The organism is Porphyromonas sp. KLE 1280 (assembly GCF_000700805.1).
Taxonomy (GTDB): domain Bacteria; phylum Bacteroidota; class Bacteroidia; order Bacteroidales; family Porphyromonadaceae; genus Porphyromonas; species Porphyromonas pasteri.
On record NZ_KL362964.1, the window covers coordinates 1 to 23,439 of the forward strand.

The 23,439-nt window shown below is 56.0% G+C and carries 16 protein-coding genes and 2 rRNA genes; 12 read left to right on the forward strand and 6 right to left on the reverse strand.

The genetic code is table 11. The annotated features are described in order from the left end of the window. The 11 genes from HMPREF1121_RS05320 to HMPREF1121_RS05370 all read left to right on the forward strand — a co-directional run. Nucleotides 1–184: ribosomal RNA gene (locus HMPREF1121_RS05320) — 23S ribosomal RNA — on the forward strand; the annotation flags it as partial. 82 nt (nucleotides 185–266) lie between these two features. Continuing rightward, nucleotides 267–376: ribosomal RNA gene (gene rrf / locus HMPREF1121_RS05325) — 5S ribosomal RNA — on the forward strand. Nucleotides 377–457: 81 nt separating this feature from the next. Next, the gene (locus HMPREF1121_RS08910) at nucleotides 458–1,651 is read left to right on the forward strand and encodes a hypothetical protein (RefSeq protein WP_044115183.1); all 1,194 of its coding nucleotides are present in this window, start codon (nucleotides 458–460) and stop codon (nucleotides 1,649–1,651) included. Between the two features lie 628 nt (nucleotides 1,652–2,279). Beyond that, nucleotides 2,280–3,935 carry a BACON domain-containing protein gene (locus tag HMPREF1121_RS05335; RefSeq protein ID WP_044115185.1) on the forward strand — a complete coding sequence of 552 codons (1,656 nt, stop codon included), beginning with the start codon at nucleotides 2,280–2,282 and terminating at the stop codon, nucleotides 3,933–3,935. A 179-nt stretch (nucleotides 3,936–4,114) separates the two neighbouring features. Next, nucleotides 4,115–5,773, forward strand: coding sequence for a BACON domain-containing protein (locus tag HMPREF1121_RS05340; protein WP_044115187.1), 1,659 nt, complete (start codon nucleotides 4,115–4,117; stop codon nucleotides 5,771–5,773). 1,187 nt (nucleotides 5,774–6,960) lie between these two features. Beyond that, on the forward strand, nucleotides 6,961–8,601 hold the full coding sequence (locus HMPREF1121_RS05345; RefSeq protein WP_198019162.1) for a BACON domain-containing protein: 1,641 nt from the start codon (nucleotides 6,961–6,963) through the stop codon (nucleotides 8,599–8,601). A 158-nt stretch (nucleotides 8,602–8,759) separates the two neighbouring features. Beyond that, a complete protein-coding gene (locus HMPREF1121_RS05350) occupies nucleotides 8,760–10,394 on the forward strand; it encodes a BACON domain-containing protein (RefSeq protein WP_044115190.1) in 1,635 nt (544 codons plus the stop codon). Nucleotides 10,395–10,433: 39 nt separating this feature from the next. Beyond that, nucleotides 10,434–12,092 (forward strand): BACON domain-containing protein, encoded by a 1,659-nt coding sequence (locus HMPREF1121_RS05355; protein WP_052353610.1) that lies wholly within the window; start codon nucleotides 10,434–10,436, stop codon nucleotides 12,090–12,092. 63 nt (nucleotides 12,093–12,155) lie between these two features. Continuing rightward, entirely contained in the window at nucleotides 12,156–13,745 is a 1,590-nt protein-coding gene (locus HMPREF1121_RS05360) for a BACON domain-containing protein (RefSeq protein WP_044115191.1), read from the forward strand. Nucleotides 13,746–14,126: 381 nt separating this feature from the next. Continuing rightward, nucleotides 14,127–16,880, forward strand: a complete 2,754-nt coding sequence (locus tag HMPREF1121_RS05365) for a S8 family serine peptidase (RefSeq protein WP_044115192.1) — start codon at nucleotides 14,127–14,129, stop codon at nucleotides 16,878–16,880. A 12-nt stretch (nucleotides 16,881–16,892) separates the two neighbouring features. Continuing rightward, the gene (locus tag HMPREF1121_RS05370) at nucleotides 16,893–17,858 is read left to right on the forward strand and encodes a PorV/PorQ family protein (protein ID WP_044115193.1); all 966 of its coding nucleotides are present in this window, start codon (nucleotides 16,893–16,895) and stop codon (nucleotides 17,856–17,858) included. A gap of 500 nt (nucleotides 17,859–18,358) precedes the next feature. On the opposite strand, the gene HMPREF1121_RS05375 is transcribed toward HMPREF1121_RS05370, so the two are convergent. The 5 genes from HMPREF1121_RS05375 to HMPREF1121_RS05395 all read right to left on the reverse strand — a co-directional run bounded on the left by HMPREF1121_RS05375 (nucleotide 18,359) and on the right by HMPREF1121_RS05395 (nucleotide 21,732). Next, a complete protein-coding gene (locus tag HMPREF1121_RS05375) occupies nucleotides 18,359–18,916 on the reverse strand; it encodes a DJ-1 family glyoxalase III (protein ID WP_044115195.1) in 558 nt (185 codons plus the stop codon). 31 nt (nucleotides 18,917–18,947) lie between these two features. Then, complete coding sequence (locus tag HMPREF1121_RS05380) at nucleotides 18,948–19,811, reverse strand: energy transducer TonB family protein (protein ID WP_044115196.1); 864 nt, start codon at nucleotides 19,809–19,811, stop codon at nucleotides 18,948–18,950. A 5-nt stretch (nucleotides 19,812–19,816) separates the two neighbouring features. Next, complete coding sequence (locus HMPREF1121_RS05385; RefSeq protein WP_009432200.1) at nucleotides 19,817–20,242, reverse strand: ExbD/TolR family protein; 426 nt, start codon at nucleotides 20,240–20,242, stop codon at nucleotides 19,817–19,819. A gap of 39 nt (nucleotides 20,243–20,281) precedes the next feature. Beyond that, on the reverse strand, nucleotides 20,282–20,938 hold the full coding sequence (locus tag HMPREF1121_RS05390; protein WP_232203969.1) for a MotA/TolQ/ExbB proton channel family protein: 657 nt from the start codon (nucleotides 20,936–20,938) through the stop codon (nucleotides 20,282–20,284). Between the two features lie 74 nt (nucleotides 20,939–21,012). Continuing rightward, the gene (locus HMPREF1121_RS05395) at nucleotides 21,013–21,732 is read right to left on the reverse strand and encodes a pyridoxine 5'-phosphate synthase (RefSeq protein WP_044115198.1); all 720 of its coding nucleotides are present in this window, start codon (nucleotides 21,730–21,732) and stop codon (nucleotides 21,013–21,015) included. Nucleotides 21,733–21,837: 105 nt separating this feature from the next. Between HMPREF1121_RS05395 and HMPREF1121_RS05400 the strand changes: the two genes are divergently transcribed. Further along, nucleotides 21,838–22,710, forward strand: coding sequence for an NAD(+)/NADH kinase (locus tag HMPREF1121_RS05400; protein WP_044115199.1), 873 nt, complete (start codon nucleotides 21,838–21,840; stop codon nucleotides 22,708–22,710). A gap of 139 nt (nucleotides 22,711–22,849) precedes the next feature. Here the strand turns inward: HMPREF1121_RS05400 and rpsO are convergent, their stop codons facing one another. Next, entirely contained in the window at nucleotides 22,850–23,119 is a 270-nt protein-coding gene (rpsO, locus tag HMPREF1121_RS05405; protein ID WP_009432203.1) for a 30S ribosomal protein S15, read from the reverse strand. Nucleotides 23,120–23,439: the final 320 nt, after the last annotated feature.

Here is a 23,439-nt window from a genome sequence, read left to right on the forward strand (position 1 = left end):
CAGGCGTATTGCCGAGTAGCTACGTTCGGTTGAGATAAGTGCTGAAAGCATCTAAGTACGAAGCTTGCCTCAAGATTAGATCTCATTATAAGGGTGGTTATAGACGATGACCTTGATAGGCTACAGGTGTAAAGGCGGTGACGTCATAGCCGAGTAGTACTAATTGCCCGAAAGTTTTTGCCTGAGGTTGTATACCGACTTAGCGATACGGTGGTGAGTATCGGATGTTTTTATCGAGTCAATGATTGTCTAGATATTTGAGATATTTAGGTGGTTATAACGTTGGGGTTCCACCTCTTCCCATTCCGAACAGAGAAGTTAAGCCCAATTGTGCCGATGGTACTGCGTTTTGTGGGAGAGTAGGTAGCCGCCATTTTAAGAGATAGGGTGATGGAGCCGCAAGCTTCGTCACCCTATTGTCGTTTATACGCCTACCCATTTGATTCTTTATTTACGTATGACAAAGAAGATACTCCTTTTCTCTATGCTTCTTGCGCTCGGCTTTGCTACGAGCTGTAAGGAGGATATGCCCCAACCGACTCCCGAGCCTACGCCTGTAGTACCCGAGACGCCAGGGACGCCTGCCCCCGCAACGAATCCTACTAACCCTACGCCTCCGGTATCGCCCGCAGAGCCCACGCCCTCGGTGCCTAAGCCTTCGGACCATCGCATCGCTACGCGTATGGTCGTGGAGCCGATCAAGGCGAAGACGGCTCAGATGCTGGCCACGCTGAAGATCGAAGACTTCGCTTGGCGTGGTGATAAGGATGCCATCAAGCTCGCTGATCTCCTTCCCTTCGTGACCTTCAAGGCCTCCGACCTCGATGGTGAGCCTTACACGCTGACGGCAGAAGATCTGAAGCAGCTGGAGCTGGTGGATATGATGTACGAAGAGCATGGCTCTTATAATGATTACATTGCCTTCAAGGTCCGATACAATCACATCTTGGGGACGTCTGTCCTGCGCATCCCTGTCTCTCGCCGTGACTACTTCGTGCAGAAGTTCGAGATGAATAAGGACTTTGCTCCGCAGTACTACCTCGGTGGGATTGCCCATCTCTTCCCCGCCAGTGCAGGGGAGATCCTGAAGGGGTATGACCGTAAGAAGTATGCTGTCGTCTTGACGGATGCGCGTGCAGACCACTCGAATAATAACCTTTCGTTCCGCGGTCTGGTACATCTCGTAGGTGCGGGCATGGAGGACCCTGTCGTAGTACTCGACTTCGAGGCTAAGGGCTTCAAGCCACTCTCTGCACTCCAGGGCCAGCTTACCTTCGTTACCTCTGGTGAGCTTAATGAGCGCATGAGGGATCGACTGAAGAAGATTCAGAAGAGTAAGGCGATCACGGATGCTGTCGTCCTGCAGTTGGTGCAGAATAATCCCAATTATTGGATCAAGCTCGCCAGCCCAGGCATTCAGAATACCTACGGAGGTGAACTGCAGTGGGATGGTGATAACTTGGAAGGTGTGCTCTCTGGCGGGCATGATACCCGTGATATCTACCTCGAGGATGCACGCTTTGCTATCAACTCGGCTCGCTATGATAAGGCTGCTGGTACCGTGACGCTTGGTGTCGAGCTCATAGCGGCCAATGGAATCGCTGTCAGTGGTGTGAGGACGACGCTGGTCGTTCGCTCTGTGAACCTCTAAGCTTTCGGTCTTAGACCTCTAAATCATAGGCTCGCCCCGACAAGTACTGCTTGTCGGGGCGAGCCTATTTAATAGGGTAGTGGGAGTGTGCCTCTCCTTGCGCCTCTGTGAGCTAATATGAGGGGAAGGTGTGGTGGAATATCGGGCCGTTGTGGGCTTGCTTGTTATTCACAAAACTATTCTCTACCTTTGGTACATGATCTCGGGGCTCTATGCTTCCGATCTATAGCAAACGCAATATGAACAAACAAACCTCCCACGACAACTCTCTGGGCTCCTGGAGCTCTCGGTAATCCCACCTACGCCCCTCATTGGGTTGGCCTCCCACGGCGCAATTTAGAGCTCGAGCAGTCCTCTTACTTCCCCGATACACCCGACAGACGCTCACTCGGCCACATACCCCTTCCCCCGCTTCGGCGGACACCACCACGCACACGCAAAGGCTCCTCCCGATCCTCGCTAAGGGTCGCACACACTCACATATCAAGCCTTTGTTCCCCACCATACCGTCTCATACGCTCCCAGAGTCCCCTTCCGAGGTGCCTCAGGGATGCAGTCCTATCATTACGCACATTCCCAGAGGGCACCTCGTGTACCCTCTTGACACCACATTAACGCAACTACAATTATGAGACTCCATATCAAGTATCTCTTGGGCTGCTTGGCGCTTCTCTTCCTTCTCCCCGCATGTAAGGGGGAGAGTGATGTCGAAGAAGCTACCCTTGATCTCTCGGCCCAGAGTGTGACCTTCACCAAGGATGGCGGCGAGCAGACGCTTACCGTCTCGACCAACAAGGACAGCTGGTCAGCCTTCACCACCGAACGCTCTTGGCTCACCGTAGAGCAGCAGGGGAATACCCTCAAGGTCAAGGCTACGGCCAATGATCGCGGCATGGATCGTGCTGCTTCCGTAGTAGTCAACGCTGGCGGCATGCAGCGCGTCGTAGATATCAAGCAGAGCGCTGCTGACATCATCCTCGATGCTGACCCTACTTCGCTCGTCTTCCCTGCCGCAGGGGAAACGAAGAAGCTCGCTATCTCCAGCAACGGTGGGGCCGTCAAGGCTGAGCTCGCTTCGACTGTCGACTGGCTGACGATCGACAAGGTTACTCCTACGGCTATCGTCCTCACCGCTAAGGAAAGCAAGGAGAAGGTCAAGCGTAGCGTCAAGGTCAACCTCACCGTAGGTACCGTCATCAAGGAAATCGAAGTCACTCAAGAAGGGATCATGTACTACGTACTTCCCTACCTGAAGTTCCCCGCTTCTCTTCCCGAAGTCATCCGCTACGAAAAGAGCCGTGGTAACGAACTGATCAAGCTCCCTGACGGGCTCTTCAACACGACGCTCTATCGCTTCGCTACGCAGAGTAAGATCATGTCCTTCGTACAGTACGAATTCCGTAACGAAAGCACTCCTGGCTTCTCCTCTGCCGTATCTATCTGCTACGATGTAGATCTCGTCAAGGACAATGTGGACTTCGATAACTTCCTTAAGGAAAATGGCTTCGGCGACAAGACCGTAGGTAAGGATGGTAAGACCGTGACCTATCGTGATGATGCCAAGCAGCTGCAGGTCCAAGTAGCCATCCAGTCGGGTGGTGCTATGATCACGACGACCTATGCTCCTAAGCAGGATAAGGACTACACGACCTTCAAGATCCTGCCTATGACGCATCAGACTGAGCTAATGAGTGACCGTGATCTCAAGATCAACAAGGGCAAGAAGAAGGAAGATATCCGTAAGCAGGAAGAAACCTGGGGCTCCAAGCGAGATGAATCCATCACGCAGGAAAACTATGACCGCTTCACTACGGGTAGCAGTGCCTTCGAAGAAGAAATCTATCGTGGTTACTTCTACATCCGTCCTTCTAAGGATGATAAGATCGAAGAAAACGACCCCTACATTGACTTCATGCATGGTACTCAGGCCGTCTACTCTAACATCGGTCTGGCCTTCTGGCAAGATGCTCTTGGTCGCTTCGCTCTGACGAAGGAAGTACAGGCTCTCTTCAAGGAAGCTGGATTCCCCTTCCTCCGTGCTGTCGGTAGCAAGGGTTATCAGGCCTTCTACAACAAGGAAAAGATGCAAGTCTACGTCATGCGTGTCGCTTACGACAAGGGTAAGCCCATCATCGAAATGCAGTCCTTCTATGAAAAGGTAGAAGGTGGCAATTCGATCGCTACGCTCTCCAGCTACGAACGCAGTGTACGTGCTCAGAAGGCTTACGAAGCTTCGCTCCGCCGCATCGAACGTCGTATCCTCGATACGCCTCGCTTCCGCTAAGGCTGCGATCACTCCCCTCTAAGAGGATAGGGTGCCCAGGATATGCTCCGGGCACCCTGCCTCCTTGGGGCGTATGACTCCGTCACCAGACGCACACATTACACACTCCCCTCAGGTGAGATCGGCCCTACCTTGCCGCCTCGCCTTGGGTTCACCATCCCCACACACAAAGACACATTATGAAATCGTATCTCAAGTACCTCATTGGCTGCTTGGGCCTGCTCCTCCTATTGCCAGCCTGTAAGAACGAAAGTGACGTCGAGGAAGCTACCATCGATGTCTCCACGCAGCTCATGACCTTCACTAAAGATGGTGGCGAACAGACGCTCACCGTCAAGACGAACAAGGACACGTGGACTGCCTTCACCACCCAGGAATCTTGGCTCACCCTCACACAGGAGGGCAATGCGCTCAAGGTCAAGGCCAGCGCCAATGATCGTGGTGTCGATCGCTCCGCTTCGATCATCGTCAATGCTGGTGGTGCACAGCGCCGTGTCGCTGTCACACAGAGTGCAGCTGACGGCCTCATCGAGATGACGGATACCTCCGTACTCTTCCCCAAGGCTGGTGCCACGAAGAAGGTCACCTTCTCGAGCAATGGCGGTGCCGTCAAGGCCGAGCTGGCTACCCCAGCAGACTGGCTCACCATCGACCGCGTCGCTGATGGCAGCATCGTCCTCACTGCGAAGGAAAGCCCCGAGAAGTATCGTCGCCGTGTGAAGGTCCTCCTGACCGTCGGTACGACCCTCACCGAAATCGAAGCTATCCAGGAAGGCTCTGTACAGTACGTCCTGCCTATCCTGAAGTTCCCCGCTTCGCTGGCTACCGTGATGAGCGAAGAAATGGCTCGTGGTAACGCGCTTATCCAGCTCCCTGACGGCCTCTTCAATACGACCTCTTACCGCGTGGCTACGCGCAGTGAAGCGATGCCCTTCATCCAGTATGAGTTCACTGACCCCAGTGCTCCTGGCTTCAAGTCTGCTATGTCTATCTGTGCCGACAGCACGCTCGTCAAGGACAATCCTGAGTTCATGGCCTTTGTCAAGGAACAGGGCTTCGATGCTCCTACGATCTCTAAGGACGGTAAGACCACGACCTACACCAGCGAAAGCCTCCAGCTCCAGATCGAGGTGACGATCCAGCCTAAGGGTGCTGTCATCACCACGACCTATCGCCCCACGCAGCGCAAGTCCTACAAGACCTTCGACGTCATGCCTCTGGCCGAGCAGCTCAAGCTCCTCAGCAGCCGTGAGCTGGGTATCATGAAGGCCAAGCGCGCTGAGATCCGCAAGCAGGAAGCTGAATGGGGCTCTGAATGGGCTGAGCCACACGATCGTAAGTACTACGACCGCTTCATGGTGACGAAGGCCTTCGACGGTGAGTTCGCTCGTGGGTACTTCTATATCGTCCCTGACAAGTACAAGAAGATCCCCGAAGATGATCCATACGTGGATGCTGTCAAGGGGATCCAGACCATCTACCACAATACCGAGCTGGCCTTCTGGCGTGACTACGCTGGCGACTTCCACCTCTCCAATGAAGTCATCAAGCTCCTCGAAGACAACGGCTATACCTTCCTGCAGAACCTCGACGGCTATAGTAAGGCTTACTACAACAAGGAGAAGAAGCTCGCCTTCATCTTCACCGTACCTAAGCAGACCTACCAAGGCCGCTACATCCTCGAGATCCAAGCCACCTACGCTGACCGTGGTAACAAGTCCGCTACCCTCTCAGTGGCTACCCTCTCCGACTATCCCAGCTATCTGCGCGCCCTGCGTGCTCAGCAGGCTGAGGATCGTGCCTTCGCTGCTCAGCTGAAGGCTATCTTCGGGCACTAATCTTCCCGTGTACCGCACCACACGGATAGGGCGTTCGGGCTTCGGCCTGGGCGCCCTATTTCTGTTTCTTCACGAGTGGGGTAGTGCGAACCTATATGGAGTGGTGGGCTGACCTATAATAAGTACGAGTGCAGAGCTATATCAGGTTATTGCTCCGCGTAGGGATAAAAGTTATGGACGAGTGGCAGGTAAGTTTGGACTACGTACGTGGCTCTAATATCTACGTACGTGGATGTTTGGATTTACGTGCCTGGTCTTTAAGACTCCGTGCGTAGATAGAAGAATAGCACTACGTGAAGGCGCTTTTTTATTCACGAGAAGGACACTTTTCTTTCCGCTGGATAAGAGGAATACTCGCGCTAAGGCGAAGGGCTTGCCTGATCTCTTCGGAGAGGCCTATCGGGCAGCTGGGTGCACGATGCCTTAGCACTCTAAATAGAGGTCAGGACTCGCGGTGACAGTCTCTATATAGGTCTGTGAGCTGACCAATATAGGTTGGATTTGGGCTCCTCTATAGGATGCTTCTCGTGATGTGATAAGTGGCTTGGAATGTGTGGTGTATGATGTCGGGATGGAGGTGGTATCTGTGATGAGAATTTACCCCAGAGAAAGTGTGGTATACGGCTGCAATGTGTAAGGCTAACTTTATGCTCATTAGTATTGGATTTACCGAAACAAATCTCTAACTTTGACCCATGGTTGGGGCACAAAGCCTCTGCAAATACAGAACACTCATGATCGAATCATTAACCTCAGATATGCCCCTGGGCTGCTGAGGCTCACGAAGAATCCCCTTCAACTACGTCGGCTTGGGGCGGCCTCCCTCCGCGTAGATAGAGCCTTGGAAGCCCTGTTTCCTTCCACACAAGCCGCTCACCTCTCGGCCACACACATCGACACACCTCACACCACACGCCTACGACGCACGGAGCTACCACCACAGTACCCTCTTCATAGCTCGTCTGCTGCTCGTCCTCCCTATCGCTTTCTTATGTCTCTGCCCGTAGAGCACTTCGCTCCGTGGGATCTGCAGGCATTCTACACCAGACAAACCCCAGCTGCGCTACCTTGTAGACCGCACGCTTATATCCGTTCCTACCCATTTCTGCCACCCGCAGGCGATGCTCTTAGCACACACGCTCGTCGTCGAAGCGGAGAGGCCAATGTCCTCCTACTCTGTACCCACCATGAGGTCCATATCTACCTACTTATTAGCGCTTCTGGCGCTCGTCTTCCTCCTCCCTACCAGCTGTAAGCCTGATAGCGACGTCGAGGAGGCTACCCTCGAGCTGTCTCCCTCCACCCTCCGCTTCACTAAGGATGGCGGTGAACAGGTCGTCACGATCACTACCAACCGCGAGAACTGGAGCGCCTTCTCCCCACAAGAAGACGCTTGGGTCAAGCTCAAGGAAGAGGGGAGTACCTTCCGTGTGAGCGTCCCTGCCAACCCTCGCAGCGAAGAGCGCACAACGTCGGTCATCGTCAATGCCGGAGGTGTGCAGCGTCGCATCGCCATCCGTCAGTCAGCTGGTGAGGCAAGCCTCACGCTGGAGCAAGCGGTGACCTTCGGCCTCGAAGGAGGCTCTCATCTCATTACCTTCGCTGAGGCTTCGGCGGATGCTAAGGCTGAGCTCGCTGTCCCCACGGATTGGCTGAGCATCTCAGCTGTAAGTGCCAAGGGCTTCACCCTCATCGCAAAGGCCAACGCTACGAAGCTACGCCGCACTGCTAAGGTGAACGTCATCCGTGGCAATAGCATCCAGGAAATTGAGGTCGTGCAGGAAGGTCTTCCCTCGACACTCCTGCCCCTCTTGGAGTTCCCCGCTGACCTCTATCAGGTCATCCGCTACGAGCAGGGCAGAGGCCACATCCTCCTCGAGTCTGTCAATGGTGGCGAAGATGAACCCTCTGTCTACCGCTTCCTCACCAAGGATAAGACCGTGCCCTTCATCCAGTACACGTTCAACGTCCCTCTCAGCCCCGGCTTCATGTCGGCCGAGACCCTCTTCTTCGGCTTCAATCCCAAGGAGGATATCCCCGCCCTCGAAGCCTACCTCAAGGACCACGGCTTCACGCTCAGCAAGAGCACCGATCAGATGGCCGTCTACACGAGCACGACGATCCCCGTCAGCCTACAGACGTACTACTTCTCCGATGGCGTGAAGCTGGAGTTCACCTACCAGCCCCAGCAGCCTCAGGCTTACAAGACCTTCACCACGCTGCCTATGACGCGCATGACCGCCTATATGGGCAATCGTGAGCTGAATAAGGCCGGTAAGAAGCGTGCTGAGATCCGCAAGGATGAAGAAGCTCTGGGTAGCGAATACTTCGATGTCGGTGATCCCTCAGCTGATGTCTATCAGGTGAAGAAGTCTTTCGATGGCGAGGATGTCCGTGCCTATCTCTTCGTCGTGGCTAACCCTGACAAGGGGATCGCAGAGAATGATCCCTACATTGATGTCTGCGTCGGGGTCAATGCCTTCTTCCCCATCACTATGGGTTACTGGCAGGATAAGATCACCGGGAAGCACTATCTGACCAATGAAGTGCGTTCATTCTTTGCAGGGGTAGGCTATCCCTACCTCGGGAAGCTAAAGAATGGCGACTACGCCTTCTATAATAAGGAGCGGCTCCAGGTGTATGTCTTGCGCGCAGTAGATGATGGGGCGACCCAGGTACTGCAAGTCCAGTCGATCTACGCTAAGGTCAAGAGTGCCAATGCCTCCCTCGCTTCCCAGCTCGACTATCGAGCCTCGGTCAAGCAGCGTCGTGAGGATCTGCGCCGACTGAGCCAGCTCGTCACAGATGTCTACTACCACAAGGACTAAGTATCTTACTCAACCTCTATAGATAAACTCCCGCTGGAGGCGGGGAGATCTCGCCCCGCCTCCAGCTTTTCCTCTCCATATCAAATCAGACTGCTTATAACGAACAGCTACTTTTCTTCCTTTCACACCTTCCACACACCACACGCAATTTTACCCCCATGAGACGCTTCCACTTTACCCTTCTTGGGATCTTGAGCGTATTCCTACTCAGCCTCCTTTGCTCCTCCTGTCGCCCTCAGAGCGATGTGGAGGAAGCTACCCTCGAACTCTCTGCCACTGCTCTGACGCTCCCACGTGAGGGCACGGCGCAGACCCTCACCATCACGACGAACCAGTCCAGCTGGTCAGCCTTCTCACCGCAGGAGGCTACGTGGATCACCCTACGACAGGAGGGCAATACCCTCTATGTCGGAGCGCAAGCGAATACCTCTGGGCAGGAGCGTACGGGTGCTGTCCTCGTCCAAGCAGGAGGCCTGCAGCGTCGCGTCACCGTGCATCAGACGGCGGCCGACGTCCTCCTGGAGGCTCCTAAGTCGGTCGTGCTCCAAGCTGAGGGCGGGTCAAGAGAGGTCAGCTTCGAGTGCAATAGCGATGCCCTCACTATCGAGCTGGCCGAGGGTGCTGGTTGGCTTCGTGTCGATAAGCGCACGGCTAAGACGTTCACTCTCGTCGCAGAGGCCAATGCTGACAAGCACAATCGCACGGCTAAGATCACCCTCACCGCAGGGACGGTCGTCCGTGAGCTGGAGGTCACCCAGCTGGGACTCACTCCCTACATCTTCCCCATGCTGACCTTCCCCTCACGCCTCTATGATATCGTTCGCTACGAGCATGAGCGAGGCAATACGCTCCTCTACTCCCGAGAGGAGACGAAGGAGCAGTACCCCAGCTTCCGCTTCCTCACCAAGAGCAAGGTCGTGCCACTCATCGAGTACCAGTTCAGCGCGACGAATAGCCCTGGCTTCTCTATCGCTACCCTCATCTATACGGATAAGGACCTCGTCAAGGGGAACAAGGACTTTGACGAAGCCGTAGCTGCCTATGGCTTTGTCAAGCAGAGCTCTTCGCCCGACCTCGTCTACACGCTGTATGAGAATCCGAAGCTCCCTCTGCAGCTCCTCGTGACGATCTTCACAGGAGGGGCGAAGGTGCAGTTCGTCTACAACCCCACGCAGACGAAGCCTTTCCCCACCTTCAGCGAGATGCCTCTGAAGCGCCAGATCGAGTTCCTCGGGAGCCGTGAGCTGGATATCAAGGGCAAGAAGCAGGAGGATGTACGTGCCTTCGAGCAGACCGAGGGGAGCGAACGCATTGAGAATACCCCCGACTTCTACGACCTCTTCAAGCCCAAGCACTCCTTCCAAGATGAGATCATCCGCGGTTACTTCTACATCATCACCCCGACGCAGATGGATGACCCCTATCTGGGTGTCGTGAATAGCGTCTTGGGCTACTACCCCCAGCTCGAGCGTGCTCTGTGGTACGATGAGATCGACGGGCACTATCACCTCACCGATGAGGTGATGAAGCTCTTCACCTCCGCTGGCTACGAGTATATGGGCCAGACGCAGAATGCCAGCTATGCCTTCGCTAATCGTGCGAAGAACTTAGCCTACACCATACGTATCTTCTTCTATCAGGAGCAGCGCGTCCTCGACGTCCAGGCTTACTACACCGAGATCGATGATGGGGCAAATTCTGTCCAGGAGTTTATGAACCACCGCACCTCCCAGAAGAAGCGTGCCGCCTTCCTCCGCCGTCTGGATGCCCTCTCTCAGCGCACCATACGCTGAGTGCACCAAGCTTATATCCACTAACTAACAACAAACAAGATGAGAAAGACAATCAGCCGTATCTTGGGTCTTTCCGCCCTCCTCGCCCTGCTCCCCGCCTGTAGCCCACAGAGCGACGTAGAGGAGGCCACCCTGGATCTCTCCACCGAGACACTGACCTTCGCTAAGGAGGCTTCAGAGCAGACCCTCACCGTCTCGACGAACAAGGAAAGTTGGTCCGCCCTCTCCCCACAGGAAGCCACCTGGCTAAGCCTCACACAGGAGGGTAATACTCTGAAGGTCCGTGCTGAGGCTAATGACCTGGGCAACGACCGCGTCGGCTCGGTCATCGTCAATGCCGGTGGCCTGCAGAAGCGCATCACCGTCCGTCAGGCCTCTGGCGACGTCATCCTCGCCACCGACCTTGAGCGCCTTGTCTTCCCCATCGAAGGAGGGACAAAGAAGGTTGTCTTCGAGAGCAATACCACTGCTAAGGTGGAGATCGGAGCCGAAGCCTCTTGGCTCAAGCTTGCCGAAGTGACGAAGTCAAGCTTTACCCTCGCCGCTGAGCGCAACGAAAGCGATGCGCCCCGCTCGGTGAAGGTCGTCATCACGGCTGGTGCCCAGCTCAAGGAGATCGAAGTCACTCAGGATGGTGCCAACCAGTACGTCCTGCCTCTGCAGCAGTTCCCCGCAGGTCTCAAGGATGTCATCCGCTTCGAGCGTGGCCGTCTGAGCGAGCTGACGCGTAGCTTCACCCGTGGTAGCGCCGTCGTCTTCCGCTATGCTACGCAGAGCAAGCTCTTCCCTCTGATCGAGTATGAGTTCGAGCACGAGCGTAGCAAGGGCTTCCAGGCTACGATCCAGCTCTGTCTCGATGACAAGGCGGTGAAGGGCAATCCTACCTTCGTCGCCTACCTGCAGGGCCGTGGCTATCAGAAGTCCGACGCACTGAGCAATGCAGGTCAAGACGTCTATGTACATAGCACCCTTCCCTACAACCTCAATGTAGCCTTCGACTCCTCGGGCGAAGCGCTCCTTGAGACGGTCTATATGCCCCGTCAGCCTAAGGCTTACAAGACCTTCGACCACCTGCCTATGAAGCAGCTGCTGGCTCTGAACTGTGACCGCGGCCGTGATATCCACGGCTACAAGCGAGATGATGTCGCTAAGAAGGAAGTCGAATGGAAGGGCGAACTTGATGTGAAGGACCCCCGCGCTAATCGCGAAGACTACCAGCGCTTCATCGCTAAGGGTTCGCTCGAAGGAGAGTCTCACCGTGGCTACTTCTACCTCCAGCCCAGCGAAGACATCCCTGCTGATGATCCCTTCGTAGGCGAAGTCTTTACGACGCAGGCCATCTTCGCCGACGTCACGCTCGGCTTCTGGACCGACCCTCTCGGCAAGTCCTATGTGACGAGGGAGATGGAGCAGCTCCTCAAGGATAATGGCTATACCTACCTCCGCACGCTCAATGGTGGCTTCGTCGCCTACTACAATGCTACGGAGAAGGCTGCTTACATCCTGCACCCTGCTCAGCTGGATGGTAAGCCCGTCCTTGAGATCCAGACCTTCCTCGTCGAGCTGCCTGGTGGTGCTGGCTCTGCTCCCCGCCTGAAGGCTGCTAAGAAGGAAAACCTCCTCGAGCGCCGTGCTCGCATCGTAGAGACCATCAGCCGTCATCTGCAGAAGACGCGCCGCCTCCAGTCCCGCCGCTAACACACATTCACACGTGCTGGCGGGCACCTCCCGCCAGCACTCTTCCCACTATCTATTTCTGATATGAAGCATCTACTGAACCTACTTGGTGCCCTCGCGCTCCTCTTGCTCCTCCCCTCCTGCCAAGGGCAGAGCGATGTGGAGGAGGCTACCCTTGATCTCTCCACAGAGAGCTTAGCTTTTGCTAAAGAAGCCAGCGAACAGACCGTGACTATCTCGACGAATCGTGATGCTTGGATGGCCTTCTCCCCGCAAGAGGCCTCCTGGATTACCCTTCGTCAAGAGGGCAACACCCTCCATGTGAAGGCCGAGGCTAACGAGATGGGCCGTGAGCGCACAGGTGCTGTCATCGTCAATGCTGGTGGTACCCAGCGTCGTATCTCCGTTCGCCAAAGTGCTGCTGATATTCTGCTTCAGCCCGAGACCATGCAGATCTCCTTCTTCCGTGAAGGGGGGCGTAAGACGGTGAGCCTTAAGACGAATGCAGCTGACCTACGTGTCGATCTGGCCCCTGGCACAGACTGGCTGACGGTCGAGTCACAGAGTCGTGACGGCTTCACCCTCGTGGCAAAGCCTACGACGGAGAAGCTTCGCCGCACGACCAAGGTGACTATCGCCAGCGGCAATAGCGTCCAAGAGCTCGCAGTAGATCAGGAGGGTTCACTGCCCTATGTCTTGCCTCTGCTCACCTTCCCAGCACGTCTTGGCGAGGTGATGCAGTATGAGCAGGGTCGAGGGCATATCATGGTGCGCGTCCCCGATGGATTCTCGAGCAATGCCTCCTATTGCTTCATGACCCGTAGCAAGCTCATTCCTTACATTGAGTACCAGTACAGCCAGGACAACGACGAGGTCTACTATGCTACTCGTACGCAATGTACCGATATCTCGCTGGTCAAGGACAATCCCGACTTCGAAGCCTTCCTCCTCGAGTATGGCTTCACTCGCGATCATGAAGAGAAGGCAGGCAAGGTGATTGTCTATACGAAGAAGGACTTCCCTGCACTCCTCTCCGTCGTCTTCGGGACAGATGATGCTTCCATTCGCACAGTCTATCTGGCTATCCAGGATAAGGCTTATCCCACCTTCACTAAGCTCCCGATGCATCATCAAGATACCTTCCTCGGCAGTCGCCCCTTAGGCAAGCTTGGAGCCTCGCAGGATGAGGTGCGTGCTCAGGAGAAGACTTGGAAGAGCAGCTTAGATACGAAGATCAGTGAGCCTGGATACGACCGCTTCATCCCTGAGTCTACTACGGGAGATCGCGAGGCCGAGCTGCTCCGTGGCTACTTCTACACGACAGCAGATGCAGAGATCCCCGAGGGTGACCCCTATATCAATCATGTCCAAGGGCTGCAGGCCGCGTATGCTGATCTGAGTCTAGCCTTCTGGCGTGACCCCGTCGGTAAGCTCCACCTGACGCGTGAAGTCATGCAATTTATGGCTGCTGCGGGCTTCCCCTTCTATGGTACGTTCCCTGGCGGGAATGAAGCCTTCTTCAACAAGAAGACAGGTAAGGCCTATATCTTCACACCTGTGAAGGAGGGCGGGAAGTCGATCCTTGAGATCCAGTGCTACTATGACAAGCCTTCGGCTGATGCTTCGGCTATCCGTAGCTCGCTGGAGCGCCATCTCTCTCGTCGCAAGAAGTAGCCCCATGCCATCCGATCAATCTTCACTATAATCTCCATACACACTACAAGAGTCGCACAGCACATACATCACTACCACCACTAAGGACACCACAGCAAGATGCATCGCCCGATCGTGCATCTCACGGTGGGTGACTCACCTCCAGCCCACCGCCTCCCATGACCCGCATCTCGCAGCCTATGGGAGGGGTTAGCCCCCCTCCCATAGGCTGATGGGGATGAAGACAAGCAAATACTCCATCTCCACCTTCCCTCTGGCTCGCATACCCGCCCCACTAACCTCGGGATGCCCGCCCAACGATCTTCCCTCCTGCGCCCCTCGTGGTGAAGTCCCTTCCAGCGACAGGCGCCTTAGTCTAAACACACATATAAGACTACGACAATGAAACGATCTATACTGACCCTGTCACTTCTCTCGGCACTGGCCGTCACCTCCTGTCAGCGGGATTTCGATGAAGTGACACCTCAGAGAGAGCCTCAGGCCTCTGAGACCGGTAGCCCCACTACACCCGCTCGTGCCTTCCTGTCCACCCAGGGGGCAGAGGCTGGGGTCCTCTATTTCCGCATCCAGCGCTCGGCCAAGAGCAGCCTTCGTGCCTTCGATGCTAATGGCGCTTCGATGAGTTCTTTGCCTTCGCAGATGGCTCAGTCCCTGCGTAGCATCGGCACCGAATCCCTCGAGCCCCTCTTCCCCATCGACCCACGCTTCGAGGAGCGTATGCGCCGCGAAGGTCTGGATCTCTGGTACGTCGTCCGATTCAATAAGCAGCAGGACCTCCAGGCTGCTATGCAGACACTCTCCACTACGCCCGAGATCGAATACACCGAGCCCGTCTACGAGATCGCTCGTCCTACGGGCAAGGCTGTAGCTGTCGATGCTCCTCGTAGAAGCGATGCTCCTGCAGCTCCCTTCGATGACCCTATGCTCGGCGACCAATGGCACTACAACAATACGGGTCGCTTCTCACGCAGCGTCGCTGGTGCTGATATCGGCCTCTTCAAGGCTTGGAAAACGGAAACGGGTAAGCCTAACGTCATCGTCGCTATCACCGACGGTGGTATCGATATCACCCATCCCGACCTCAAGGATAACCTCTACGTCAACCAGAAGGAGCTCAATGGTCAGGAAGGTGTCGACGATGATGGCAACGGCTTCATCGACGATATCAACGGCTTCAACTTCATCCACAACAATGGTAAGATCTACCCCGACGATGAGTCCCACGGTACGCACGTCGCAGGTACGGTCGCAGCCCGCAACAACAATGGTATCGGCGTCGCTGGTATCGCTGGGGGGGATGGTACCGAAGGCTCTGGAGCTCGCCTGATGAGCTGTCAGATCTTCGGGGGCGAACGTGAAGGCGGTAATAGCGCCAACGCTATCGTCTACAGTGCCAATAACGGTGCTGTCATCAGCCAGAACTCTTGGGGCTATATCTACAAGGCCAACATCACCGCTATCCCTCAGAGCCAGAAGGCTGCTATTGACTACTTCATCAAGTATGCTGGCTGTGACAAGGATGGGAATCAGCTGCCCAACTCGCCTATGAAGGGTGGGGTAGTCATCTTCGCTGCGGGTAACGACGGGCTGGACTATCGTTCCTTCCCAGGGGCTTATGCTCCTGTAGTGGCTGTTGCCTCGATGGCTCCAGACTGGAAGTCTGCTTACTACTCCAACCGTGGGGACTGGGTCGATATCACGGCTCCTGGTGGTGATACTCACTATCCTCAGGGCGAAGTCCTCAGTACGCTCTCTAAGAAGATCACGGGTAAGGACTACGGCTACATGCAGGGTACCTCGATGGCTTGTCCTCACGTATCCGGTATCGCCGCCCTTATCGTCTCGCACTTCGGTCGCCAGGGCTTCACGAACGTTGAGTGTCAGCAGCGTCTGCTCGGTGCTCTGAAGGCTCAGAATATCGACGCACTCACGGGCTTCCCAGGTCGTATGGGTCGTGGCTACATCGATGCTTCCGCTGTCTTCGCTGAAAATAAGGGTAAGGCTCCTGCTAAGGTCTCTCAGATTAATGTCGACGAAGTCTCCTTCGTCACGGCCAACATCTCCTGGGCTGCTGTCAGCGACGAAGATGATGGTACGCCTGTCGAATACAACGTCTATCTCTCCGAAAAGGAGATCACCGATGCTAACGCTAAGGATGTCCACTATGCCAAGATCAATGCTACGGGCTATACTGCTGGCACGAAGATGTTCCTCCCGCTGAGTGCTCTGACGGAGAATACCACCTACCATATCGCTATCGAAGCTATCGACCGCTGGGGCCTCAAGTCGGGTCTGACGATGGGTCAGTTCAAGACGAAGAAGAATAATCCTCCTGTGCTGACGCTCTCTACCGACAAGAAGATCCGCGTCTCTGCTCTCACGAAGGAAACCTTCTCCGTCACCTTCTCCGATCCCGACCAGCAGAAGGTCAGCATCAATGTCGCTGGTGAGACCCGTGGGGTGAGCTATCAGGTCAGCGGTGATAAGGTCATCTTCTCGCTGCGTGCTGTAGCTCCCGTCGGCAATCACGAGATCAAGGTCACCGCTACCGACGTCCTCGGGGCAAAGACCGAGCTCACGATCCCCTTCGAAGTCTACACCTATAAGGCTCCTGCCTTCATCGCCTCCCTCGGCAACCACGTCGTCGGGATGGGCCAGTCCACGATGGTAGAGGTAGCACCTTCCCTCGAGAAGAGTGATGGCGTGACCATTACCTACAAGGCCAGCGTCGCTGATGGCTCTATCGCTTCGGTCACTATCGCTGAAGATGGCAAGCTCACGATCCGTGGCCTGAAGACGGGTACGACTCAGGTCCAGGTAGAGGCCTCCGATGGTATCAGCACGCCCGTGCAGACGTCTATCCCTGTACGTGTCGTCAAGGATGCCTCTGAGCCCGTCTACTCAGTCTATCCTATCCCCGCTACGACGGAGCTGAACATCGTGCTGAATCCCGCTATCCAGCGCACCAACATCCAGATCTACTCCCTCTCCGGTGTCAAGGCTCTTGACCGTGACTACACCGTCGCTGGGATCGGTAAGGTAAAGCTCCTCGTCAAGAACCTCGCCCCAGGCGCCTACACGCTCCGTGTGCAGTCCGCTCAGGGTAGCTACACTAAGGCTTTTGTCAAGAAATAACGCATCCTACCCATGAATACCAAAGCATCTATCCTGCTGCTCGCAGCGGGGCTCTGCGCTACCTCCACGCTGCAGGCCCAGAAGATCAAGGGGACACGTGCCCTGCCTATCCTCGAGTATGCTCAGAGCGCACAGACGGCAGCCCTCGGGGGGAACCACTATGGTGAGAGCGATGTATCTCATCTCTACACCAACCCCACCTCGCTCCTCTACGGCGAGACGGTCCTCTCTCTTGGTGGTGGTCTTCGTACCCTCGGCAAGGTCGAGGGCTTCGACGGCACGAATAACCTCTACAACGCTTCGCTCGGCATCTGCGTCGGACGTCATGCCTTCTTCGGCGGCTTCCGCTATCTCGGTGGCATGAAGTACACGCCGATCGACCAGAATGAGAACGCTAAGAAGAAGATGCGCCAGCTCTTCGACTACACCGTCGACCTCGGCTACGCTATCCGTATGGGCGTCTTCTCAGCCTACGCTAAGGGGAGCTACGTCTACACCGACCAGGGGGCTGCCGCCTCGACGATGGTCTTCGGTGGGGGCGTCTTCCTCCGCAGTAGCGAAGAGCCATCCGCTACGGGGATGAACTTCATCCTCGGTGCGAAGGTCGATAACCTCGGTGCGAAGTACAAGCAGAGTGCCAAGAGTAGCTCGACCTATGCCCCCGCCTATGCGGGTGCTGGTGGTGAGATCAGCTACGGCATCAGCGGTGAGCATCGTCTGGCGCTCGGCGCAGGCGTAGACTACTTCTTCGCTCCTTCGAATGCCGCATCAAGTGCTATCCACTTCGGTGGGGAATACCTCTACCACCAGCTCGTAGCACTGCGTGCCGGCTATCAGTATGATACCAATGGTGCGAAGGGCGTGAGTGCAGGGCTCGGCCTGCGCTTCAAGCCCTTAGCCCTCGATGCCACGTATATGGCACCGACCTACTCTGGAGGGAAATCCTCTCTCTGGGTTACAGTTGGCCTAAGTTTATAGGCAAGCTGCGGTTTGTTTGTTAGTGAGTAGGCGCAGGGATCTCTCGTAGGTCTCTGCGTCTACCTATTTTATGCCCTCAGCGAAGGTGTATCGAGAGCTGCGACATCGTGCACGTAGCTTCTCTCAGCACCAATGGTGGGAGGAGGCACGCTCTTACTCGGGATTTATCTTGACTCTCAATAGCTATTCTTCCCGAGGACTATGGGTTTATCCTTCGCACCAATAGGGATAGACTTATATCCACGCACGTAGATTTATCATCCACGTGCGTGGCTTATATGATCTCCGTGCGTAGCTCTAAAGACTACGCACCAAGATATAGGCATATCAGTATTGCTTCATGCTTCCTCCACCGCAGAGGATAAAGATTCGCCGTGGAGCTGGAGTCTGGCTGCAGTAGAGGAATGCCCTATAGCCTCGAGCTGTTTGCTACAAAAAGAAGCGCTCCCCTACCTCCGAGTGAGGTAGGGGAGCGCTTTGCTTTGCTGTAAGGAGGCGACTTAGTGGCGCGTGTAGATGATACCAGCAGCCACTTCCTTTGCCTTCTCTTCTCCAGCGAGAGCCGTGATGATCTCGAGAGCGAAGTCGAAGGTATAGCCTGCGGACTTAGCCGTGATGATGTGCCCGCTCTTGACGACGGGAGCTTCGGAGACCTTAGCACCCTTGAGGTTCTTCTCAAAGCCTGGGTAGGCGATAGCTTCCTTCCCCTCGAGGATATCAGCACCTCCGAAGACGGAGGGCGCAGCGCAGATAGCGCAGAGGAGCTTGCCTTCTTGGTTAGCCTCGCGGATGAGCTGGTGCAGACGCTGTGAAGCGTCGAGGTTCGTCACACCAGGGAGTCCGCCAGGGAGGACGAGTGCGAGGACGTCATCATTGTAGACCTCGCTGATGGAGAGGTCGGCATGGATGGCGATACCATGTGCCCCCGTGACGTTGGGCTCCAGACCGACGGCCACGACGTGCGTGGGCAGGCCTGCACGGCGCAGGAGGTCAACCGTCCCGATGGCCTCGATTTCTTCAAAGCCTTCCGCAAGGAAGACGTACACGTTCTTAGACATATGAATAGCTTGGTATAAAGGTTAGTCAGCCTTAGGCTCGGATCTTGAAGTGGTAGGTGATGCTACCTTCTTGCTCGTCAGAGCCTGGCACGGCATTGAAGCGCGTCTTACGTGCCGCCTCAAGGGCAGCGGCACGGACGGAGGGATCAGCGATGTTGGTCCCTGGCGCGATGGTAGCACGGATCACCGAGCCATTGCCATCGACGACGATGCGCACACGCACGTTGCCCTCGACAGCACGCTGTACGCGTGGGGCGACGAGAGCACCGCCGTTGCTGATGATCTTACGTCCAGAGAGTGCATAGCTGGAGGGGCTTCCGTTGGGATCCCCCTGATTGCCCGAGCCCGAGGCAGCTGTACCTTGGCTACCAGCTTGCCCAGCCTGCTTGCCGAAGGCACCCGCTACGGAGTTGCCTATCTGCTGGCTTTGGGCACGACGGGAGGCTGCGAGAGCTTCAGCAGCTCGCTGTGCGGCCTCAGCCTTGGCTTTGGCTTGACGCTCGGCCTCAGCGCGTCGGGTAGCCTCTACCTGCAGACTCTGCTCATGCTGCTGAGTCTGTAGGGGCTGGCTGGCCTCTTGCGTACGAGTGGGGCGCTGCGCCTTGGGCTGTGGCGCAGGTGGCGTGGGAGGAGTAGGGGTAGCGACCTTTGGAGGTGCGGCTACCTTAGGAGCGGGCTCAGTGACGTCGGGTGTACCTCCAGGCTCGATGGCCCCTGCTGCAGAGGCCACGTTGCCCACATTGACCGCGATGAGTACCTCCGTTGGCTTGGGGGCAGGGCGGTCACTGCTGAGCTTGAGGACCCAGAGTAGGAGGAGGAAGAGGACGTGGCAAGCCACAGTCACCAGGGCGGCGACGGCTCCACGGCGTGGGGCGGCGGGATCGGTCTGTGGCATGAGGCTTATTGGACTGGCTCGCTCTCGGCACGCGTCGCCAGGACGACCTTGAGGGAGGCCTGAGCAGCAGCGTTGATGACGGCGACGACCTCCTTGTAGGGCACGGTCTCATCGGCCTGTACGGAGACGAAGGCTTCGGGGTGCTCTGCGGCGAAGATACCCAGCTGCTCTTTGAGCTGATCACGGGTAAGTTCGGTGGGGGTGCCGCGGTCGATCGAGAGATAATAATGCAGGTCGGGAGTCAGCGTGACGCGTGCGGAGGGCGTCTCGGGAGCTGACTGAGGGGCGGAGGTAGGGAGGGTGACCTTGATCGTATTGGGTACGATGATCGTGCTGGTCACCAGGAAGAAGATCAGCAGGAGGAAGATGACGTCCGTCATCGAGGCCATGCTGAAGGTGTCTGCGACTTTGGTCTTACGCTTGAGTGCCATGCGTTCGTGGGTAAGGTGAGATGGGCTATAGCTCAGGGCTTAGTGCACCTCGTTGAGCATGTCCATGAACTCCATCGTCTTGGTCTCCATCTTACCTCCGACCTTGTCAAGCTCTGCGACGAGGTAGTTGTAAGCGAAGAGCGCCACGATACCGACGACAAGACCACCGACAGTGGTCACGAGGGCTTCGTAGATACCGCCCGAGAGGAGTGCTACGTCGACGCCGCCCGAGCCAGCGTTAGCCATGTCGAAGAAGGCACGTACCATACCGGTGACTGTACCGAGGAAGCCGATCATAGGAGCACCGGCAGCGATGGTAGCGAGGATAGGAAGGCCCTTCTCCAGGCGACCGATCTCGATGTTACCTGCATTCTCGACGATCACGAGGACGTCAGACATAGGGCGACCGATACGGGTAAGACCCTTGCGGATCATACGGGCATAAGGGGTATTGGTGTCCTCACAGAGCTTGATAGCAGAGGGCGTCTTGCCTTCGATGACATAGTCCTTGATGCGCTCTACGAAGTACTTGTCTTCACGACCTGCAGCACGGAGCTGGAGGAACTTCGATACGAAGATGTAGAGAGCCAGGAGTGAGAGTACGAGCAGGACGATCATGATCCAGCCACCCTTGGTAGCCAGGTCGAGGATGGAGAGAGAGGCCTGAGGGGCCGTGTCAGCGAGAGTCTGAGCCAGAGAGGCTGTTGCGGTTGTATCCACGTGAATTGTAGTCGATATAAATGTGAAAGGATGGTTGCTATGGGATGGTGCTACTTACCTGCGAGACAAGCGCGGTAGCGACGGATGGTCTCCTCGAGACCGAGGTAGAGGGCATCGGAGATGAGTGCATGACCGATGGAGACCTCGGAGAGGAAGGGGATAGACTCAGAGAAGAAGCGGAGGTTCTCCAAGCTGAGGTCGTGCCCAGCATTGAGCGCCAGCCCGAGGGAGCGAGCGTGCTCTGCTGCCTGGACGAAGGGAGCTACAGCCTTGGCGCGGTCCGCAGGATAGTCCGAGGCGTAGGGCTCGGTGTAGAGCTCGACACGGTCGGTGCCAAGGGCAGCAGCTGCATCAAGGTTCTTGAGATCCGTGCCGACAAAGATCGAGGTGCGTATGCCCCAAGCGTGGAGCTGACCGAGGATCTCGCTGAGGAAGTCGCGGTGACGAGCTACGTCCCAGCCCGCATTACTTGTCAGAGCATCGGGGGCGTCGGGCACTAAGGTCACCTGATGGGGGCGTACCTCTTCGACGAGATCCATGAAGGAGGGGATGGGGTTCCCCTCGATGTTGAACTCAGTGGTGACTACTCGCTTGAGATCACGCACATCCTGATAGCGGATATGGCGCTCATCAGGGCGTGGGTGGACGGTGATACCCTGTGCCCCGAAGCGCTCACAGTCCAGCGCGACCTGAATGAGGTCGGGGACATTGCCGCCACGAGCATTGCGCAGGGTAGCGATCTTATTTACATTGACGCTTAGTTGAGTCATACGTCGAACTTTTATACATTTGTAGACAGGGGCAAGACCCCCGAAATACAAAGTTAAGTTTATTTGACCTACCTACAATAACTTAACGCTTCTTCAGCTACCCCTATGTATAAGATAGCGCTCATCGCCTCCTCGCACCTTGCGGCTCATGCCGCTCATCTTACCGAACTCCTTCACCTTCTTGATAGGCCTGATGTGAGCTTGTGGTGTGACCGTAGCTTCCACCGTACGCTGGCCTCTGACTTCGATCTGCACCCCACGATAGCGGGTTATATACCAGCAGACTATACCCCGCTGGATATGGACTTCGTCATTAGCTTGGGGGGAGATGGTACGCTGCTTCGTGCCGCTCGTAGGGTCTTTGCTGAGGGCACTCCCGTCTTGGGACTCAATATGGGTCGACTGGGCTTCCTCACGGATCGCAGTGTCCAGGAGGCGCTCCCCCTCTTGTCTCGACTCTTTGATGGTACGTATACGACGGAGCACCGTATGCTTCTCTCGGTGGAGGTCGATGGTGCGCACTATGGTGAGGCGCTCAATGATGTGGCGCTCCTCAAGCGTGAGACGGGCTCAATGATCACGCTACACGCGCGCCTCGCTGATACGGAGCTCGCCAGCTACGAGTGTGATGGGCTTGTGATCTCCACGCCTTCGGGGTCTACCGCCTATTCGCTCAGCGCCTACGGGCCACTGATGATGCCGCAGGTCCGTGCGATGCTCATCACGCCTATTGCACCACACTCGCTGACGATGCGCCCCTTGGTCATCCCCGAGGACGAGACGATCGAGCTCACTGTCTCGGCGCGCAACAATACCTTCCTCATCGTGCTGGATGGTCAGACGAAGATCCTACCCTGTGGCGTGAAGATCACCATCCGTAAGTCGGTCAATAGCCTTTGCCTTCTGCATCTCGACTCTTACTCCTTCACCGACACGCTCCGTAAGAAGCTCCTCTGGGCAGCCCCCGTACGAGAGTAAGTCCCTCACAGTAGCGAGGCATCCTCCCCCTTATTAATCTCAATAAAGACTCCGCCCCAGACCCTGTCGTAGAGACTGGTCTGGGGCGGAGCTTTTCTTTTCGAAGGGGATTCGCTCCACGAGGGAGCGAGGTCTTCACTTAGCGACGGATACCGAGTTCCTTGATGATAGCACGGTAACGCTCGATGTCGATCTTCTGAAGGTAGTCGAGCATGCGACGACGCTTACCGATGATCATCTTGAGTGCGCGCTGAGTGCTGTAGTCCTTCTTGTTCTGCTGCAGGTGACCCGTCAGGTGGGCGATGCGGAAGGTGAAGAGGGCAATCTGGCTTTCAGGGCTACCCGTGTCCGTAGCGGACTTACCATACTTTTCGAAGAGCTCGGCCTTCTTAGCTGAATCTAAATACATACTTGTACTTGAGGAAATAGTGAAACAAAATACCGCCGTCGTCAGCTCGTCTTCTTCGTCCAGTGGGCTTGCCACAGAGTGCGGAAGCAGTCAGACGACGCACGGATCGTGGTGCAAAGGTACAATAAACTCTCCGAATGATCCCATGTATAGGTATATGGGTGCGCGGGTGGAGCTATATAGGATGGCGAAGAAAGCTATATAGCTTTGTGAAGTGACCTGTATTAGGTTGTTGCTCTACGCAGGGATAAAAGTTGTGGACGACTAACAGATAAGTTTGGTCTACGTACGTGGCTCTAATATCTACGTACGTGGATATT

What these genes read in the sequence shown, in the direction of transcription:
- HMPREF1121_RS05365 (WP_044115192.1), top strand. Translation starts at nt 14,127, where the DNA reads ATGAAACGATCTATACTGACCCTGTCACTTCTCTCGGCACTGGCCGTC.
- HMPREF1121_RS05345 (WP_198019162.1), top strand. Translation starts at nt 6,961, where the DNA reads ATGAGGTCCATATCTACCTACTTATTAGCGCTTCTGGCGCTCGTCTTC.
- HMPREF1121_RS05355 (WP_052353610.1), top strand. Translation starts at nt 10,434, where the DNA reads ATGAGAAAGACAATCAGCCGTATCTTGGGTCTTTCCGCCCTCCTCGCC.
- HMPREF1121_RS05380 (WP_044115196.1), bottom strand. Translation starts at nt 19,811, where the DNA reads ATGCCACAGACCGATCCCGCCGCCCCACGCCGTGGAGCCGTCGCCGCC.
- rpsO (WP_009432203.1), bottom strand. Translation starts at nt 23,119, where the DNA reads ATGTATTTAGATTCAGCTAAGAAGGCCGAGCTCTTCGAAAAGTATGGT.
- HMPREF1121_RS05400 (WP_044115199.1), top strand. Translation starts at nt 21,838, where the DNA reads ATGTATAAGATAGCGCTCATCGCCTCCTCGCACCTTGCGGCTCATGCC.
- HMPREF1121_RS05385 (WP_009432200.1), bottom strand. Translation starts at nt 20,242, where the DNA reads ATGGCACTCAAGCGTAAGACCAAAGTCGCAGACACCTTCAGCATGGCC.
- HMPREF1121_RS05370 (WP_044115193.1), top strand. Translation starts at nt 16,893, where the DNA reads ATGAATACCAAAGCATCTATCCTGCTGCTCGCAGCGGGGCTCTGCGCT.
- HMPREF1121_RS05335 (WP_044115185.1), top strand. Translation starts at nt 2,280, where the DNA reads ATGAGACTCCATATCAAGTATCTCTTGGGCTGCTTGGCGCTTCTCTTC.
- HMPREF1121_RS08910 (WP_044115183.1), top strand. Translation starts at nt 458, where the DNA reads ATGACAAAGAAGATACTCCTTTTCTCTATGCTTCTTGCGCTCGGCTTT.
- HMPREF1121_RS05350 (WP_044115190.1), top strand. Translation starts at nt 8,760, where the DNA reads ATGAGACGCTTCCACTTTACCCTTCTTGGGATCTTGAGCGTATTCCTA.
- HMPREF1121_RS05395 (WP_044115198.1), bottom strand. Translation starts at nt 21,732, where the DNA reads ATGACTCAACTAAGCGTCAATGTAAATAAGATCGCTACCCTGCGCAAT.
- HMPREF1121_RS05375 (WP_044115195.1), bottom strand. Translation starts at nt 18,916, where the DNA reads ATGTCTAAGAACGTGTACGTCTTCCTTGCGGAAGGCTTTGAAGAAATC.
- HMPREF1121_RS05340 (WP_044115187.1), top strand. Translation starts at nt 4,115, where the DNA reads ATGAAATCGTATCTCAAGTACCTCATTGGCTGCTTGGGCCTGCTCCTC.
- HMPREF1121_RS05360 (WP_044115191.1), top strand. Translation starts at nt 12,156, where the DNA reads ATGAAGCATCTACTGAACCTACTTGGTGCCCTCGCGCTCCTCTTGCTC.